This window comes from Micromonospora marina (genome assembly GCF_900091565.1).
Lineage (GTDB): Bacteria > Actinomycetota > Actinomycetes > Mycobacteriales > Micromonosporaceae > Micromonospora > Micromonospora marina.
On sequence record NZ_FMCV01000002.1, the window covers coordinates 174,730 to 189,500 of the forward strand.

Sequence of the window (14,771 nt, forward strand, 5' to 3'; positions counted from 1 at the left end):
CGGCCGGTACGGCGGCTGCGGTCACGGATACGTCCTCGGGATCGAGCCGGCACTCACTCCGGCGACCGGCAACCCGCCGGGTCGGCCGGCGGAACGGTGTCGGAGGGTACGGCGTCGGGCGTGATGGTCGACGTCGGCGTCGGCGCGCCGGGGGTCGGTGAGCCGGCGGGCGGCGCGGACGGTACCGGGCTGCCGCTGACCTGGGGGTTCAGCGCGCCCGTCGTCGTCACCGGGCTCGGGCTGGTCACACCGGGCGACGGATCGGGCGGGCAGCGCGGCTTGAGGTTCGGGTTCGCCGGGTCCTCGCTGGTCAACTCCGCCAACCGGCGCTCCGCGTCCGGCTCGTTGCGGGCCTGGATGCCCTGCTTCACCCGCTCCTGGGCGGCGAGGGTGAGGTCGTCGAGCCGGGCGTCGCTGCGCGCGTGCACGTTCGACAGGTCCAGCCCGGCGACCTGGCCGGGCACCCCACGGAAGACCGCGAGCTGGCCGTCGTCGGTGGCGCCGACGTAGTACTGCCGCTGGGTGTACGTCCAGCCGCCGAACACGCCACCACCGACGATCACCGCGAGCGCCAGCACCATCGCGACGGTACGCAGCGGCCGGCGGCGACGCCGCTCGGGCTCGTCGTCACGGGTGTCCGCCGGCTCCTCCGGCGCGGGCGGCCGGGGGGCGGACAGCGCCGAGGCGCGGGCCGCCGGGGTGGAGTCGTCGGCCGAGGTCGCCATGCCCCGGTCGCGGGCGGCCGCGCCGCCGACGATCGGGGACGCCTCGACGATGTCCTGGTCGGTGGCGTCGGCGATGATCACGGTGATGTTGTCCGGACCGCCGCCGCGCAGCGCGAGCTGCACCAGGCGTTCCACGCACCGCTGCGGGTCGGGGTACTCCCGCATGGTGTCCGCGATCGTCTCCGCGCTGACCACGCCGGACAGCCCGTCGGAGCAGATCAGGTAACGGTCGCCGGGCAGCACCTGGCGGACGCTGTACTCCGGGTCGATGTCGCGGCCGTCGAGCGCCCGGGTGAGCAGCGAGCGCTGGGGGTGGCTGCTTGCCTCCTCCGCGCTGATCCGGCCCTCGTCGACGAGCATCTGGACGTACGTGTCGTCCTTGGTGATCTGCGCGAACTCGCCGTTGCGCAGGAGATAGGCCCGCGAGTCACCGATGTGGACCATGCCGAGCTTGCTGCCGGAGAAGAGGGTCGCGGTGAGCGTCGTGCCCATCCCCTCCAGCTGCGGGTTGGCGTCCACGGTGTCGCGGAGCTGCTGGTTGGCGGTGCCCACGGCGGAGCGGAGCGCGTCGACCAGGGCGTCACCGGGGACGTCCTCGTCGAGGGGCGCCATGGCACCGATGACGATGTTGCTGGCGACGTCACCGGCGGCCATGCCGCCCATGCCGTCGGCCACGGCGAGCAGCCGCGGTCCGGCGTAGACGGAATCCTGATTGCCGTCTCGGATCAGACCGCGGTCGCTGTGGGCCGCGTAGCGCAGGGTCAGAGTCATGGCCGTAATTCGAGGGAAGTGCGGCCGATCCGGATCGGCACGCCGAGGGGGACGGGGGTTGGTCCGGTGACCTTAGCGCGATCGAGATAGGTGCCGTTAGTCGATCCGAGGTCCTCGACGTACCACTGCCCGTCGCGGGGCACCAGCCGGGCGTGTCGCGCCGACGCGTAGTCGTCGGTGATCACCAGGGTCGAGTCCTCCGCCCGGCCGATGGTGATCTGGGCCTCGCCGAGCGTGATCCGGGTGCCGGCGAGCTGACCGGCGGTGACCACGAGCTGGTGGGCGGCCCGGCCGCGCTTGGCCTTCGCCGGCTTCCCAGACTGCCCGGTCGACGCGCCGATCCCCCGCGGCGCGGCCACGAGCCGGCCCGACCGGGCGCCGGCGAAGAGGTCCCGGCGGATCACGCCGACCACCGTGAACACGAAGATCCACAGCAGGATCAGGAACCCGAACCGGGCGACGGTGATGACGAGTTCCGGCAACGCGGATCAGCCGTCCACGCGGAAGGTCAGCGTCGTGGTGCCGAGCTGGATCATGTCGCCGGGGTTGAGGGCGACCGCCGAGACACGCTGGCCGTTGACCATCGTGCCGTTGGTGGAGCCCAGGTCGGTCAGCACCACCTGGCCGCCGTCGAAGTCCAGCCGGGCGTGGCGCCGGGAGATGCCGACGTCGGGCAGGCGCAGGTTGGCCTGGTCGCCGCGGCCGATCACGGTCGAGCCCATCTGGAGCGGGTAGGTGCGGCCGTCGCCGGAGACCAGGCGCACGTTGCGGCCGCCGCCGTGACCGGGCGGGGGGCCGTAGCCGCCGCCCTGGTCGTACGCCGGGTACGCCGGGCCGGCGTCGTAACCGCCGGGCGCGGAGACCGGGGCGACGTCACCGCCGGTGTAGACCTCGGCGGTGACCCGGAACATGCCGGTGTCCAGACCCTCACCGCGTTCGACCTCGACGATCACGTCGCCGTAGACCGTCCACGCCTGCTCGCCGATGAACTCGGCCTGCGACTGGGCCAGCTCCTGGGCCAGCGCGGCGGCGTACGGCGCCAGCCGACTGTGGTCGTAGGGCGAGAGATCGATCACGTAGCGGTTGGGCACAAGCGTTCGCCCACCGGCCAGGATCGCCTTGTGCGCCTCGGCCTCCCGCTGCATGGCGTTGAGGATCTCCACGGGGTGGACCACCCCTTTGAAGACCTTGGCGAAGGCCCCCTCGACCAGGCCTTCCAGACGCTTCTCGAAGCGTTGCAGCACGCTCACCGGCTCCTCCTCGGGTCCCGAGGCAATGATGGTATCCGGACACCGCCTCCGCAGCTCACACGCCGCTCGGCCGGCTGCCGTCGGCCCGTTCGTGACCAGGCCCGCGAGCGTGCTAAGGTTTCGCCCGCCACGAGCGGTGATCGTTCGTGGCGTGACCAGTGGACAGCGTAATATGTCCCGGCACCCGCCGCAGATGGCGGGCGCGGGATGCGATATGGTGTTCCGGGTCGTGCCACGGGGATGTGGCGGAATGGCAGACGCGCACGGTTCAGGTCCGTGTGTCCGAAAGGACGTGGGGGTTCAACTCCCCCCATCCCCACCAGAACAAGGGCTCCGCACACAGCGGGGCCCTTGCTTCGTATCGGGGCGTTTCGGACGTCACGCTATGCTCCGATGGTTTCCCTGCCTCCCACGGACCAGGAGTGGCGTGTGACTGTCGCGTTGGTGACCGGTTCCGGCGGTCTGATCGGCTCCGAGGCGGCCCGGCACTTCGCCGGACTCGGTCTCGACGTGGTCGGCATCGACAACGACATGCGGCGGTACTTCTTCGGCGAGGACGGCTCGACCGCCTGGAGCCTGGACCGGCTCGCCGCCGACCTCGGCTCCGCGTACACCCACCACGCCGTCGACATCCGCGACCGCGACGGGCTGGAGCAGGTCTTCAAGCGGTACGGCAAGGACATCGCCGTGGTCGTCCACAGCGCCGCCCAGCCGAGCCACGACTGGGCCGCCAAGGAGCCGTTCACCGACTTCGACGTGAACGCCGGCGGCACGCTCAACGTGCTGGAGAACACCAGGCGGCACGCGATCGACGCACCGTTCATCCACTGTTCCACGAACAAGGTGTACGGCGACCGGCCGAACTCGCTCCCGCTGATCGAGTTGGAGACCCGGTACGAACTGCCCGAGGACCACCGCTGGTACGACGGCATCACCGAGGACATGTCGATCGACGAGTCGCTGCACTCGATCTTCGGCGCCTCGAAGGTCGCCTCCGACGTGATGGTCCAGGAGTACGGCCGCTACTTCGACATGCGGACCGCCTGCTTCCGGGGCGGCACGCTGACCGGCCCGGCGCACTCCGCCGCCGAGCTGCACGGCTTCCTGGCGTACCTGATGCGGTGCGTGATGGAGGGCCGGACGTACAACCTCTTCGGCTACAAGGGGAAGATGGTCCGGGACGCGATCCACTCGCACGACGTGCTGACCGCGTTCGAGGCGTTCTTCCGCGAGCCGCGCTCGGCCCAGGTCTACAACCTCGGCGGCGGCCGGCACTCCAACACCTCGCACATCGAGGCGTTCCGGATCGCCCAGGAGATCACCGGCCGGGAGGCCCGGATCAACTACGTCGAGCAGGCCCGCACCGGCGACCACCAGTGGTACGTCAGCAGCATGGCCCGCTTCGAGGAGCACTACCCGTCCTGGAAGATCACGTACGACGTGCCGATGATCCTCCGCGAGATCTACGAGGCGAACGTCGACAAGTGGGTACCGAAGGCATGACCACCGGGACCAAGCGCAACGTGCTCGGCGTCGGGGTCGACGCGACCGACTACGCCCGGGCCACCGAGGCCGTGGTGGCGGCCGCGCACGACCGCCGCCCGCTGGCGCTCACCGCGCTCGCCGTGCACGGCGTGATGACAGGCGTGCTCGACCCGGCGCACAACGCCCGGCTCAACTCGTTCGACGTGGTCACCCCGGACGGGCAGCCGGTGCGCTGGGCGCTCAACCTGCTGCACGGCGCCGGGCTCACCGACCGTGTCTACGGGCCGGAGCTGACCCTGCGCGTGCTCGCCCGGTTCGCCGAGGAAGGGCTGCCGGTCTACCTCTACGGCTCCACCGAGGAGACGCTGTCCCGGCTGGTCCCGGCGCTGGAGCGCAAGTTCCCAGCGCTGAAGATCGCCGGGGTCGAGCCGTCCAAGTTCCGCGCCGTCGCGCCGGGCGAGGACGCCGAGATCGCCGACCGGATCCGGGCCAGCGGCGCCCGCCTCGTCCTGGTCGGGCTGGGCTGCCCGCGCCAGGAGGTCTTCGCGTACGCCATGCGCCCGCTGCTGGACATGCCGCTGATGGCTGTCGGCGCGGCCTTCGACTACCACGCCGGCCTGCTGCGCAACCCGCCGCCGTGGATGCAGCGCGCCGGCCTGGAGTGGTTCTGGCGGCTCGGCCTGGAACCCAAGCGCCTGTGGCGCCGGTACGTCATCCTCAACCCGGCCTACCTGGCCCGGCTCGCGGCCCAGAAGACCGGCCTGTGGAAGGCGACCCCGCCGGCGCCGGCCACCGGGCGTCCCGTCACGTTCGACGTCTGAGCCGCACCCCACCCCTACGGGCCCGGGTACGGGACGAACCGGGGTGCCGCCCCGGATTCGACGGACGCCGGAACGGGCAAGGCTTGGGGCCATGGATGACCGTCTCGCCCTGCTGCTTCCCGTCGCCGCCGTCTGGCTCGCCGCCGGAATGGTCGCCGAGAGCCTGCCCGGGCTGGACCGCGCCCGGGCGCTGCGCCGGCGTACCGGATGGTTGTCCGCCCTGGTGCTGACCGGCCTCGCGCTCACCGCGGCGGTCCTCGCCGCGGGCCTGCAGAGCGCCGGCGACACCACTGTGGACCGGGCCGCCTCCGCGCTCGGCCTCGCCGCGGTTCCGGCGGCCGTCGTGGCGGTCTGCACGGTACGGCGGGTCCGGCGGCTGCGGTCCGGTGCGGGCGCGTTCGCGGCGGCGCCGGGCACGCCCGCCCCGCACGGGCTGCGCGCGGCGGCGGCGCACCCGCTGATCGCGTTGCCGCTCCAGGCGACGGCGATCGCGGTGCTCGTGGCGGTGCTGCCGGCCGTCGGCGTCGACCTGTTCGCCGCGCCGGGCGTCGCCGGCCCGGTGATCACCGTGGGGGTGCTCGGCGTGTGCGCGATCGGAGTACGCCACGCGCTGCGGCACAACCGGCTCGCCGAGCGGGCGATGCCGGCCGCCGAGGCGGTGTCAGCGCGACCGGCTCGCGCCCTGCACGTATAGCAGTTCCAGGATCGCGCGGGTCGCCTCGAACCAGCGGTCCAGCCAGCCGGGCGGGGGCACGCTGCCCTTCGGGGGCAGTTCCATCAGCAGGCCGCGCAGCAGTGGATGGTCCACCAGGGACTCCTGCTGCTCGACCGGCCAGCCGCTCGGCGGGAAGGACGGTTCGGTCAGCGGGTTGGGATCCAGCGACGGCAGGGACAGCGGCGCCGCGGCCTGCTCGGGGACGCCACCCTCGCGGGCGTCCTCGCCGTCACCGGAGACCACCTCGGTGAGGACGGTGTCCCGGCGGGCACCCCGGTACTTGCCACCGAACCGCTCGGGCTTGCCCGGGCCGCTGGTGAGGTTCTCTGAACCGATCGTCGTCATCCGTCTCGCCTGCCTTGTTCGGTTGCCGATCCGTGCGGTTCAACGAGGCGGATCGGAACTGGCGACGGGTGGCCGCCGCGGCGCGGGTACGAATGGTCCCGCCCGGCGGCACTGCCGGGCGGGACCACATCTCGGTGCCGGTCAGCTCCGGCCGAACACGCCGTTTCGGGCGCGGGCGACGAAGGCGTGCCAGTCACCCGGAGCGAAGACCAGGGCCGGGCCGGTCTTGTCCTTCGAGTCCCGCACTCCGACCGCCCCGGTCACGTACGCGACCTCGACGCAGTTGTCGCAGTTCGGCCCGCTCTTCGAGCTCTTGAACCACGTCGCCTGCGTCAGGTCCACGGGGAACTCCTTGGTCGCCATTTCCACAGTGGCTCCTCTGCCAGTTTTGCGATGTGTGCGACGGACTCCTCCGGGCGCATGGCCGCTGCTCGAATGTGATCGAAGATGAAGCTGTACTTCTGCAGTTCGTCACTCTTCTCCAGGAAGAGTCCACCCGTGGCGTTCTCCGCGTACACGACATCGGGATCACTCGGCTCGGGGAAGCTGAGGATCGTGAAGGTCCCGTCCATGCCGGCGTGCGCTCCCACCTCGAAGGGCAGGACCTGCACTGTCACGTTCGGCAGTTCGGCCACCTCCACCAACCGCTTGAGCTGACCACGCATCACCGCGTCGCCGCCAACCGGCCGGCTCAGCACCGCCTCATCGAGCACCACCCACAGATCGACCGGATCGTCCTGCGTCAACAACGACTGACGGCCCAGACGGACACGCACCCGTTGGTCGACCTGTTCGGCGGTGAAGTCCGGCCGGGCCGCCCGGATCATCGCGCTCGCGTACTCCTCGGTCTCCAGCAGCCCCGGCACCACCTGCTGCTCGTACGCGCGGATGGAGCTGGCCGCCGCCTCCAGGCCGACGTACGCGCCGACGAGCACCGTGCTGTACGGATGCCACCAGCCCTTCTGCCGGGCCTCCCGGGCGATCTGCACCAGTTCGTCGCTCTCCGCGCCGACCACCCCGTAGATGCGGAGCATGTCGCGTACGTCACGCGGGGTCGCCGTGGTGTGGCCGGTCTCGATCCGGGAGATCTTCGACGCCGAGCATTCCAGCTGCTCGGCGACGACCTCGATGGTGATGCCCGCCGCCTCCCGCTGCCGGCGGAGTTCCGCCCCCAACCGGCGCCGACGGATGGTGGGGCTACGCCGTTCGCTCACGGCAACACCTCGGTTCGCGACTGCGGGGCTCGCCGGACCGGCTCACTCCTCGCGCTCACGGTGCCGTCGTCCATCGGCTTGCGGGAACACGCTTCACAGTCACCCGGCTACCTCCGGTCGGTCGCGCCCCGGTTCCGCTCCCACCGCGGGCGCGACCGGCGGGCGGCGGGTGTCGTTCGCGGCAGGGGGTGGTGCCGGTCGTCGACCGGCCGCGACGGGCGAAACCGGCGTCCAGTGTGCCGCTCCGATCCCTGACGCTTCAAGTTTCGCCGTTTGCGTGTCCGACTCACCTATCAGCAAAACTCGACGTGCAACTTGCATGTCGCACGTCCCTGATGCAGTCTGTCCGTATGGCACGGGTTACTCACCGTCTTCGCTTGATCTCCGGGCGTGGCGACACCACGGTCCGTGGGACGGCCGGAGGGGAGCCGTCCCGCGCCCCGTTACCTGCCCCGGAATGAAGACCCCGTCGCTGCACGCCAGCTTGGCTGCGGCGGCGGGAGCGGTAACCGGAAGCAGCCGGGTGATGGTCGGGTGGCGGTCCGCCACCGCGGGTACGGCCCGACCAGCACCGACCCACCGACCACCGGTCCACGAGGCAGATCCCCCGTCACCGGACCGCACCCGACCCCCGTTCATCCTCGCCGGTAGAGCCGGCCGACCTTCCCAGGAGCCCATGTGCTTCCCCGCTCCGGTGACGTACTGCACGTGACACGCGCGGCGAGTGTCCAGTTCCTCCGACCGATCATGTTCCGGGTGATCCGGGTACTCGACTGGCCGACCTACGACGGTTGGCTCTGGCTCGACGGCTACGAGTTGAACGCGTCGGGGGACGCGGTCAACCGGCGGTCGATCTTCGTACTCCAGGAGGGGTTGCGGCAGCTCCAGGCCGCGCCGGCTCCGCGTCAGCACACCGTGCGGACGGCCCGCCGCCCGGTGGTCCGGACCCCGGTCCGGGTCGGCTGAACTCACGATTCCCGGTCGGGAGGGCGTGCCGTCGCCATAGAATCGGTACGCCCACCCCGGCACGTTCCACCCCGCGCGCCATGGACCCTGAACCTGGGATGGTCATGGTCAACTTGCCCGCCGCGCGGCGGCACCACCGGTCCCGTATCGGCTATGCCCTCGGGCTGTTCCTCTTCCTCGTCACCGCGACCGCGCTCGCGCTCGCGGTACGTCATCCCGCCTTCTCCGCCACCCACCAGCTCGCCGAACCGGTACCGGCCCCGGAGATCACCGTGGCCGGCGAGGACGGCCGGACGGAGTCCGACGGCGCCGGGTCCGGCACGGCCGACTCCGATTCCGCAGGCTTGGGCTCCGGCTCCGACCGCTCCGGCTCCGGCTCCGCCGACTCCGAGTCCGATCCCGCCGGCTTCGACGGGTCGGACGAGGAGGACGGCTGGGCCGCCAACGACCCGGCGGAGGGCTCGGCCGCGGGCACCGGGGGCGGTGCGGGAGCGCTCGCCGACCGGCCGACCGACACGACCGACGACCTCAGCCGGTCACTGTTCTACTCCGGGCTGCTCGGGCTCGCCATCTCGCTGGCCGGGCTGGGCCTGGTCGGCACCCGCAGACGCCAGTGGTGAGTCCAGGGCGTGCTGGGGATCGTCAGGGCGTGGTGGTCGTCGCCGGGGCGGATCCGGGGGTGGTCGGGCCGCTCGTCGGCGGAGCGGGTACCGCCACCACGATGGTGACCCGGTCGTCCTCACCCACCGGATAACCGGCCTCGGGATCGGTGGAGATCACCGTACCGGCCGGCCGGTCCGACGCCCGCCGCTGCACCCGGTAGTCCAGGTCCAGCCGGTCGAGCGACGCCCGGGCTGCCGCCTCCGGCAATCCCACCAGCGGCGGCATCGGCACCTCGACCGGCGCGGTCGTGGCCGGCGGCGTACTCGGCGGTGAACCGCTCGGCGCGGCACTGGTCGGGGCGGCGGTCGTCGGGGCGGCGCTCGTCTGGGCCGAGATGCTCGGAACCGGCGGCCCCGGATCGGAGTTCCGGTCGGCGGCACGCAGTGCCAGCCACACCCCCACCCCGATCAGCCCGAGCAGGAGCAGCGCCAGGACGCCGAGCAGGATCGGCATCCACCAGCGGCGCCCGGCCTGCTCGTCGCCGTACCACTCGCTGCCGGGCTCGGGATAGCCCGCCGGCCGTGGTGGCGGCACCCCGGCCCGGCCGGACCAGGCGCCCACCGGTTCCTGCGGGGCGGTCGCGTCGAGCGGACGACGCGGTCCGCCCTGCCCGCTCTGCCCGCTCTGCCCGCTCTGCCCGCCCTGTCCCGCCGGTCCGCCGGGCAACGGGCGGGTGGCGTCGCCCGCGTTCCGCGGCATCGCACGGGTCGCGTCCGCGTCCTCCCCGGCAGCGCCACGCGGCATCGCACGGGTGGCGTCCGCGTCCGGCTCGGGGGGTAGCGTTCGGGACGGGTCGGCGTCCCTCCCGGACGCGTCCCGCGGCATCGCGCGGGTGGCGTCGGCATCCTGGGGCAGCGCCCGGGTGGCGTCCGCGTCACCGGCGGGTGGTTCCTGACGGTCGTCGCTCATGGCACGTCCTTTCCCCACCGGGACGGGGCGCACGGCCCTCGATCGTCCACCGTAGCGGTCCCCGGCGACACCGGCTGGGATCAGCGCGCCGCGCTCGTCGGGGAGTCGGTGGCGTGGACGCCTTGTCGCCGCAGGTCAGCGCCCAGACCCCGAGCCCTGTTGGGTTGCCGGGGGAGGCTTCTTCGACAGTGATCAAGGGGTTTGTGTCCTCGCCGACGCGGGGAGTTACCGCAAACTCCTTGATCACCGGGCCGGCGCGGGCTCGGCGAACCACGGTGACAGTGGTGCCACGCTTCACCGGGGTGCCGGGGGTCGGTGAGGCGCATCCGTTGCTGCGGAACGGTCACGGCCCGCCGTCACGACTCGCCGCGCCGACCTCGGGACGTTACGCTCCCCGGCATGGTCAGACGAGGCTGGGGAGGATCGACAGCCGCCGCGCTCGGCGTCGCCGCCGGGGCGGGCGCCGCACAGCTCGGTTTCGGGTACGGGCTGGGCATCATCAACTGGGCCCCGGCCGGCGCGGTACGGGCCGAGGCGTCCTGGGTGGCGAGCCTCGCCTGGGCGACCTGGATCGCGGCGACATCGGTCATCGTCGGTGCGGTCTGCGCCCAGCGCCTGCGCGGTAGCGACGACGAGCCGCGGCGCGCACTGCCCCGCCTGGGCCTGGCGCTCGCCGCGGGTGCCGGCGCGATCGTCACCGTCCTGCTGGTGGCGGTTCCGGCGCGGGCGGCCCGGGTGCCGGACATCTCCGCGCCGCAGGCCGTGGCCGCCGCGTACGCGGGCGCGGGGCTGCTGCTCGGCGTGCTGCTCGCCGTGTGGGCACTGCACACCCGTGCCGCCGCCACCAACCTGATCGCCACCACCGGCTGGCTCTGGCTGCTCGCCGTGGTCTCGGTGGTCGACGGGGTGGTCGCCGGCCGTGGGCTGACCACCGCCCAGCTCGGCATCTGGCAGATCAGCGCGGACCGTGGCGCGTTCTGGATCCGGGACTACTTCTACTGGCCCGGTGCGCTGCTGTCGGTGCTCTCCGCCGTGGTGATCGGCCTGGTGGCGGCCCGGCGAGCCGCACGCGCGCCGGAAATCCGGGTGGGCGCCGCGGCCTCCGGGGCGGCCGGACCGCTGCTCGTCGCACTGGCGTACCTGTTGGCCGTGCCGCGCCTCGCCGGAATCGCCGCGGAGCAGTTGTCGGCCCACCTGATCGCCCCGTACGCGGTGATCGCCGGCGTCAGCGGCTCGATGGTGATGGCCGCGCTGGCCCAGCGTGCCGAGCGCCGTAGCGCCGAGCGGGTGACGCTGCCACGGCAGCGCACCGGCGAGCCGGACGCGATCAGCGGGGAGGCCGTCCCGAACCCCGCAGACCCGAACCCCGCTGACCCGGCCGAACCGGGCGGGCCGTCGCCGTCTGGTCTCTCGACGTCAGACACGCGCCGGTCGGCCTCGTTGCCGTCGGCTGCCTCGGGCGCGCCGGCGGCGGGCCGGCCGGGATCGACCCCCTCGGACACGGCGACCGGACCGGCGGCGGGCCGGCCGGGATCGACCCCCTCGGACGCGAAGACCGGGACGGCGCCGGACTCGTCGGCCAGATCCCGCCGAGGTGCGGCAGTGGAGGACGGAGTGGGTGCGGCATCCGGAGCGACGGAGACGGGCCGGGGCCGGGCCGCCCGGTCCGCCGGCGGCCGCCGCGGCCAGGCCGTGCCACCTCAGCGGCAGCCCGAGGCATCCGCACAGGTCGTACCGGCTGGCCCGGGGGACGAGGGGTCGAACATCGAGGAGCCGGACTCGAAGGGAACGGCGGCGGCACCTCAGGACTCCCCGGCCACGCCGTCAGGCCGGACCGACCCGCCGACCACCGAGAGCACCCGCCGTCGAGGCCGCTGAGCAGACCCGCCGAGACCCTATGCGCGATCTTGGAGTCGGGGAAGGGGAGCAGGGTCAGTCGACGGGCCAGGTGTGGACCGGCTCGTTGCCGCGCTGCAGCTCGGCGTACCGCTGGACCATGTGGTGCAGCGCGGCCTCCCGGTCCAGGCCCCGGTTCCGCTCGGCCGTCCACACCGTCTCGGTCTGCCAGACCGCACCGTTGCGGCCGGTACGGCAGCGGCCCTCGATGACGCCGAGCAGGCGGTCCCGCTCGGCCGGGGCGACACCGAACCGGTCCAGGCCCTCCGCGGCCACCGGCAGCAGCGTGTCCAGCACGAGCGTGGTCACCGGCACGTCCCCGAGCCGGGGCCAGTGCAGGACCGCCTCGATGCCGCGCCGGGCCGCGGCGTGGAAGTTCTCCTCCGCCGAGCTGAACGTCAACTGGCTCCAGATCGGGCGGTCCGACTCGGCGAGGCCGCGGGCCAGCCCGAAGTAGAACGCGGCGTTGGCGAGCATGTCCACCACTGTCGGGCCGGCGGGCAGCACCCGGTTCTCCACCCGCAGGTGCGGGCGGTCGTTCATGATGTCGTAGACCGGCCGGTTCCAGCGGTAGACGGTGCCGTTGTGCAGCCGCAGCTCACCGAGCTGGGGCACGCCACCGGCGTGCAGCACCTCGACCGGGTCCTCCTCCTCGCAGATGGGCAGCAGCGGCGGGAAGTAGCGGACGTTCTCCTCGAACAGGTCGAAGATCGAGGTGATCCACCGTTCACCGAACCACACCCGGGGGCGTACGCCCTGGGCCTTCAGCTCGTCCGGGCGGGTGTCGGTGGCCTGCTGGAACAGCGCGATCCGGGTCTCCGCCCAGAGTTGCCGGCCGTAGAGGAACGGCGAGTTGGCGCCGATGGCGACCTGCACGCCGGCGATCGCCTGGGACGCGTTCCAGTAGTCGGCGAAGCTGTCCGGCGCGACCTGGAGGTGGAACTGGAGGCTGGTGCAGGCGGCCTCCGGCGCGATCGAGTCGGTGTGCGTCCGCAGCCGTTCGACACCGTTGATGTCCAGTTCGATGTCCTCGCCGCGGGCGCCGACGATCTGGTCGTTGAGGACGCGGTACCGCTCGTTGGTGGAGAGGTTGTCGGCGACCAGGTGGCGTTCGGTGAGCGTGGGCAGGATGCCGACCATCATGATCGTCGCATCGGACTTGGCGGCCCGCTCGTCGGCGCGGCTGAGGCTGCTGCGCAGGTCCTGCTCGTAGTCGGCGAAGCCGCTGCCCTCGATCAGCCGGGGTGAGGCGTTCAGTTCGAGGTTGAACTGCCCCAGTTCGGTCTGGAACAGCGGGTCGGCGATGTCGGCCAGGATCTGATCGTTGCGCATGGCCGGTTCGGCGGCGGCGTCGATCAGGTTCAGCTCGATCTCCAGCCCGGTCATCGGACGGTCGGCGTCGAAGCCGAAGTCGTCGAGCATCAGCGCGAAGACGTCCAGGCACCGCCGGACCTTCTGCCGGTAGCGGACCCGATCCTCGCGGGAGAAGGCGCCCTGCTCGACGTCTCTGCCCATGTGTCCTCCCGGCGCCGGTGCGACGGAACCGTACCGTTCCGCAACGCATTGTGAACCATTCAGGTGGTGGACGTAAGTGCGCCCGCCCCGCCACCCGGCTGGACGGGCGGCAGGTCTGCACCTGTACCCCGTCACCGCCGTCACCAGCGCGTGCGGGCGGAGAACTTCGCGTGACGATTCGCACCGCCGGGGCGTACCCGAGAAGGGCCCGCACCGTCGGCGAGACGGCGCGGGCCCTGCGGCGGGTGCCGGGCTCAGCCCTGGCGGATGGCCTCACCCTCGATCTCGATCTTGACCTTGCGGCCGACCAGGACGCCACCGGTCTCCAGCGCGACGTTCCAGGTCAGACCGTAGTCCTCCCGGTCGATCTCGGTGGAGGCGGAGAAGCCGAAGATGTCCTGCCCGAACGGGCTGCGGCCGACGCCCTCGAACTCCACCTCGAGTTCGACCTGACGGGTCACGCCCTTGATGGTCAGCTCGCCGACGAGCACGAACTCGTTGCCCTCGCGGGACTTCACGGCGGTGCTGCGGAACTCCAGCGTCGGGTACTGCTCCGCGTCGAGGAACTCCGGGCTGCGCAGGTGCGCGTCGCGGTCGGCCTGGGCGGTGTTGATGCTGGCCGCCTGGATGCTGGCGGTGACCGAGGACTGCATCGGGTCGCCGGTGACGGTGATGCTCGCGGTGGCGTCCGCGAACTCACCGCGTACCTTGCTGACCATCATGTGCCGCGCGACGAAGCCGACCCGCTTGTGCGCGGCGTCCAGCACGTAGGTGCCGGGGGTGGGGATGGTGAGACCCTCCCAGTCGCGGGTAGTCGCCTCGGTGCTGCTGGTCATGATGCTCTCCTCCGGAGAAGAATGTTTAGGAACCCAACGACTGCCTGAGCAACTATAGTTGAGGCAATATTCCCCGTGTCAAGTATTGCTAGGATGGTGGCGTGGACCAGAACGTGTTCGACGACCCCCGGATCACTGCCGTGGGCCTGCTCGTCGAGGCGCACGCCGGGCTCGCCGCCCGGTTCGCCGCCCAGTTCGAGGAGCACGGCCTCTCCCCGGTCGAGTTCGAGGTGCTGACCCGGCTCGCCCGCTCCCCCAACAACCAGCTGCGGATGACCGATCTGGCCGCGCAGACCTCGCTCTCCACCAGCGGCGTGACCCGCGTGGTGGACCGGATGGAGCGCGACCGGCTGGTCTGCCGGCGCGCCTGCCCGTCCGACCGGCGCAGTTCCTTCGCGGTGGTCACCACCGCCGGGCTCAGGCGGCTGGACGACGTCCTTCCCGGCCACCTGCGCATCATCGAGCAGTGGTTCACCAGCCAGCTCGACCCGGCACAGCTCGACGGGCTGCTGGACGGGCTGCGCCGGGTACGCGACGCGGTCCATCCGGGTGCCACGGCCGGCAGCACCGAGCCGGCCCAGGACGCCGCCTGACGGTCCGCAACCTGTCCGGCACTACCCGCCGGTCACCGGCAGAACGACCGGCAGAATCGCCCGAACG

At 72.1% G+C, this 14,771-nt stretch carries 15 protein-coding genes, 1 tRNA gene and 1 pseudogene; 8 read left to right on the forward strand and 9 right to left on the reverse strand.

What is annotated here, in order from left to right; genetic code table 11:
• Positions 1-53: 53 nt before the first annotated feature.
• From GA0070215_RS03375 to GA0070215_RS03385, 3 genes are read right to left on the reverse strand one after another with little or no spacing between them, the layout of a single operon-like run.
• Entirely contained in the window at positions 54-1,496 is a 1,443-nt protein-coding gene (locus tag GA0070215_RS03375) for a PP2C family protein-serine/threonine phosphatase (RefSeq protein WP_018785574.1), read from the reverse strand.
• Complete coding sequence (locus GA0070215_RS03380; protein ID WP_018785575.1) at positions 1,493-1,978, reverse strand: FHA domain-containing protein FhaB/FipA; 486 nt, start codon at positions 1,976-1,978, stop codon at positions 1,493-1,495. Before GA0070215_RS03380 ends, GA0070215_RS03375 begins: the two co-directional genes overlap by 4 nt.
• 6 nt (positions 1,979-1,984) lie before the next feature.
• On the reverse strand, positions 1,985-2,773 hold the full coding sequence (locus GA0070215_RS03385) for an FhaA domain-containing protein (protein WP_026267912.1): 789 nt from the start codon (positions 2,771-2,773) through the stop codon (positions 1,985-1,987).
• 209 nt (positions 2,774-2,982) lie between these two features.
• Between GA0070215_RS03385 and GA0070215_RS03390 the strand changes: the two genes are divergently transcribed.
• From GA0070215_RS03390 to GA0070215_RS03405, 4 genes are all read left to right on the forward strand, one after another.
• Positions 2,983-3,068: transfer RNA gene (locus GA0070215_RS03390), tRNA-Leu, on the forward strand.
• A 71-nt stretch (positions 3,069-3,139) separates the two neighbouring features.
• Positions 3,140-4,249 carry an NAD-dependent epimerase/dehydratase family protein gene (locus GA0070215_RS03395; protein WP_208600277.1) on the forward strand — a complete coding sequence of 370 codons (1,110 nt, stop codon included), beginning with the start codon at positions 3,140-3,142 and terminating at the stop codon, positions 4,247-4,249.
• Complete coding sequence (locus GA0070215_RS03400; RefSeq protein WP_018785577.1) at positions 4,246-5,052, forward strand: WecB/TagA/CpsF family glycosyltransferase; 807 nt, start codon at positions 4,246-4,248, stop codon at positions 5,050-5,052. Before GA0070215_RS03395 ends, GA0070215_RS03400 begins: the two co-directional genes overlap by 4 nt.
• 91 nt (positions 5,053-5,143) lie before the next feature.
• Entirely contained in the window at positions 5,144-5,746 is a 603-nt protein-coding gene (locus GA0070215_RS03405) for a hypothetical protein (RefSeq protein WP_091041646.1), read from the forward strand.
• Here GA0070215_RS03405 and GA0070215_RS03410 read toward each other — a convergent pair.
• The 3 genes from GA0070215_RS03410 to GA0070215_RS03420 form a co-directional block, all read right to left on the reverse strand.
• Positions 5,714-6,112 (reverse strand): hypothetical protein, encoded by a 399-nt coding sequence (locus GA0070215_RS03410; protein ID WP_018785579.1) that lies wholly within the window; start codon positions 6,110-6,112, stop codon positions 5,714-5,716. The two genes, GA0070215_RS03405 and GA0070215_RS03410, sit on opposite strands and share 33 nt — an antisense overlap.
• A gap of 141 nt (positions 6,113-6,253) precedes the next feature.
• Positions 6,254-6,475 (reverse strand): DUF397 domain-containing protein, encoded by a 222-nt coding sequence (locus tag GA0070215_RS03415; RefSeq protein WP_013283299.1) that lies wholly within the window; start codon positions 6,473-6,475, stop codon positions 6,254-6,256.
• Entirely contained in the window at positions 6,445-7,326 is an 882-nt protein-coding gene (locus tag GA0070215_RS03420) for a helix-turn-helix domain-containing protein (protein WP_026267914.1), read from the reverse strand. The genes GA0070215_RS03415 and GA0070215_RS03420 overlap by 31 nt, the downstream gene beginning before the upstream one ends.
• Before the next feature lie 678 nt (positions 7,327-8,004).
• Between GA0070215_RS03420 and GA0070215_RS03425 the strand changes: the two genes are divergently transcribed.
• A complete protein-coding gene (locus GA0070215_RS03425; protein WP_091041650.1) occupies positions 8,005-8,292 on the forward strand; it encodes a hypothetical protein in 288 nt (95 codons plus the stop codon).
• A gap of 98 nt (positions 8,293-8,390) precedes the next feature.
• On the forward strand, positions 8,391-8,912 hold the full coding sequence (locus GA0070215_RS03430; protein ID WP_091041652.1) for a hypothetical protein: 522 nt from the start codon (positions 8,391-8,393) through the stop codon (positions 8,910-8,912).
• A gap of 22 nt (positions 8,913-8,934) precedes the next feature.
• Here GA0070215_RS03430 and GA0070215_RS03435 read toward each other — a convergent pair whose 3' ends face one another.
• The gene (locus tag GA0070215_RS03435) at positions 8,935-9,864 is read right to left on the reverse strand and encodes a PASTA domain-containing protein (RefSeq protein ID WP_091041655.1); all 930 of its coding nucleotides are present in this window, start codon (positions 9,862-9,864) and stop codon (positions 8,935-8,937) included.
• Positions 9,865-10,263: 399 nt separating this feature from the next.
• On the opposite strand from GA0070215_RS03435, the pseudogene GA0070215_RS29635 reads away from it, so the two are divergent.
• Positions 10,264-11,313 (forward strand): annotated as a pseudogene (locus GA0070215_RS29635) (hypothetical protein); the annotation flags it as partial.
• Positions 11,314-11,796: 483 nt separating this feature from the next.
• On the opposite strand, the gene GA0070215_RS03445 reads toward GA0070215_RS29635, so the two are convergent.
• Positions 11,797-13,275: a glutamate-cysteine ligase family protein gene (locus GA0070215_RS03445; protein ID WP_018785585.1), complete on the reverse strand. Its 1,479-nt coding sequence runs from the start codon at positions 13,273-13,275 to the stop codon at positions 11,797-11,799.
• A gap of 254 nt (positions 13,276-13,529) precedes the next feature.
• Positions 13,530-14,111, reverse strand: coding sequence for a YceI family protein (locus GA0070215_RS03450; protein WP_018785586.1), 582 nt, complete (start codon positions 14,109-14,111; stop codon positions 13,530-13,532).
• A 101-nt stretch (positions 14,112-14,212) separates the two neighbouring features.
• On the opposite strand from GA0070215_RS03450, the gene GA0070215_RS03455 reads away from it, so the two are divergent.
• A complete protein-coding gene (locus GA0070215_RS03455) occupies positions 14,213-14,704 on the forward strand; it encodes a MarR family winged helix-turn-helix transcriptional regulator (protein ID WP_018785587.1) in 492 nt (163 codons plus the stop codon).
• Positions 14,705-14,771 lie beyond the last annotated feature (67 nt).

What these genes read in the sequence shown, in the direction of transcription:
- GA0070215_RS03435 (WP_091041655.1), bottom strand. Translation starts at nt 9,864, where the DNA reads ATGAGCGACGACCGTCAGGAACCACCCGCCGGTGACGCGGACGCCACC.
- GA0070215_RS03395 (WP_208600277.1), top strand. Translation starts at nt 3,140, where the DNA reads ATGGTTTCCCTGCCTCCCACGGACCAGGAGTGGCGTGTGACTGTCGCG.
- GA0070215_RS03405 (WP_091041646.1), top strand. Translation starts at nt 5,144, where the DNA reads ATGGATGACCGTCTCGCCCTGCTGCTTCCCGTCGCCGCCGTCTGGCTC.
- GA0070215_RS03375 (WP_018785574.1), bottom strand. Translation starts at nt 1,496, where the DNA reads ATGACTCTGACCCTGCGCTACGCGGCCCACAGCGACCGCGGTCTGATC.
- GA0070215_RS03430 (WP_091041652.1), top strand. Translation starts at nt 8,391, where the DNA reads ATGGTCATGGTCAACTTGCCCGCCGCGCGGCGGCACCACCGGTCCCGT.
- GA0070215_RS03415 (WP_013283299.1), bottom strand. Translation starts at nt 6,475, where the DNA reads ATGGCGACCAAGGAGTTCCCCGTGGACCTGACGCAGGCGACGTGGTTC.
- GA0070215_RS03410 (WP_018785579.1), bottom strand. Translation starts at nt 6,112, where the DNA reads ATGACGACGATCGGTTCAGAGAACCTCACCAGCGGCCCGGGCAAGCCC.
- GA0070215_RS03445 (WP_018785585.1), bottom strand. Translation starts at nt 13,275, where the DNA reads ATGGGCAGAGACGTCGAGCAGGGCGCCTTCTCCCGCGAGGATCGGGTC.
- GA0070215_RS03450 (WP_018785586.1), bottom strand. Translation starts at nt 14,111, where the DNA reads ATGACCAGCAGCACCGAGGCGACTACCCGCGACTGGGAGGGTCTCACC.
- GA0070215_RS03400 (WP_018785577.1), top strand. Translation starts at nt 4,246, where the DNA reads ATGACCACCGGGACCAAGCGCAACGTGCTCGGCGTCGGGGTCGACGCG.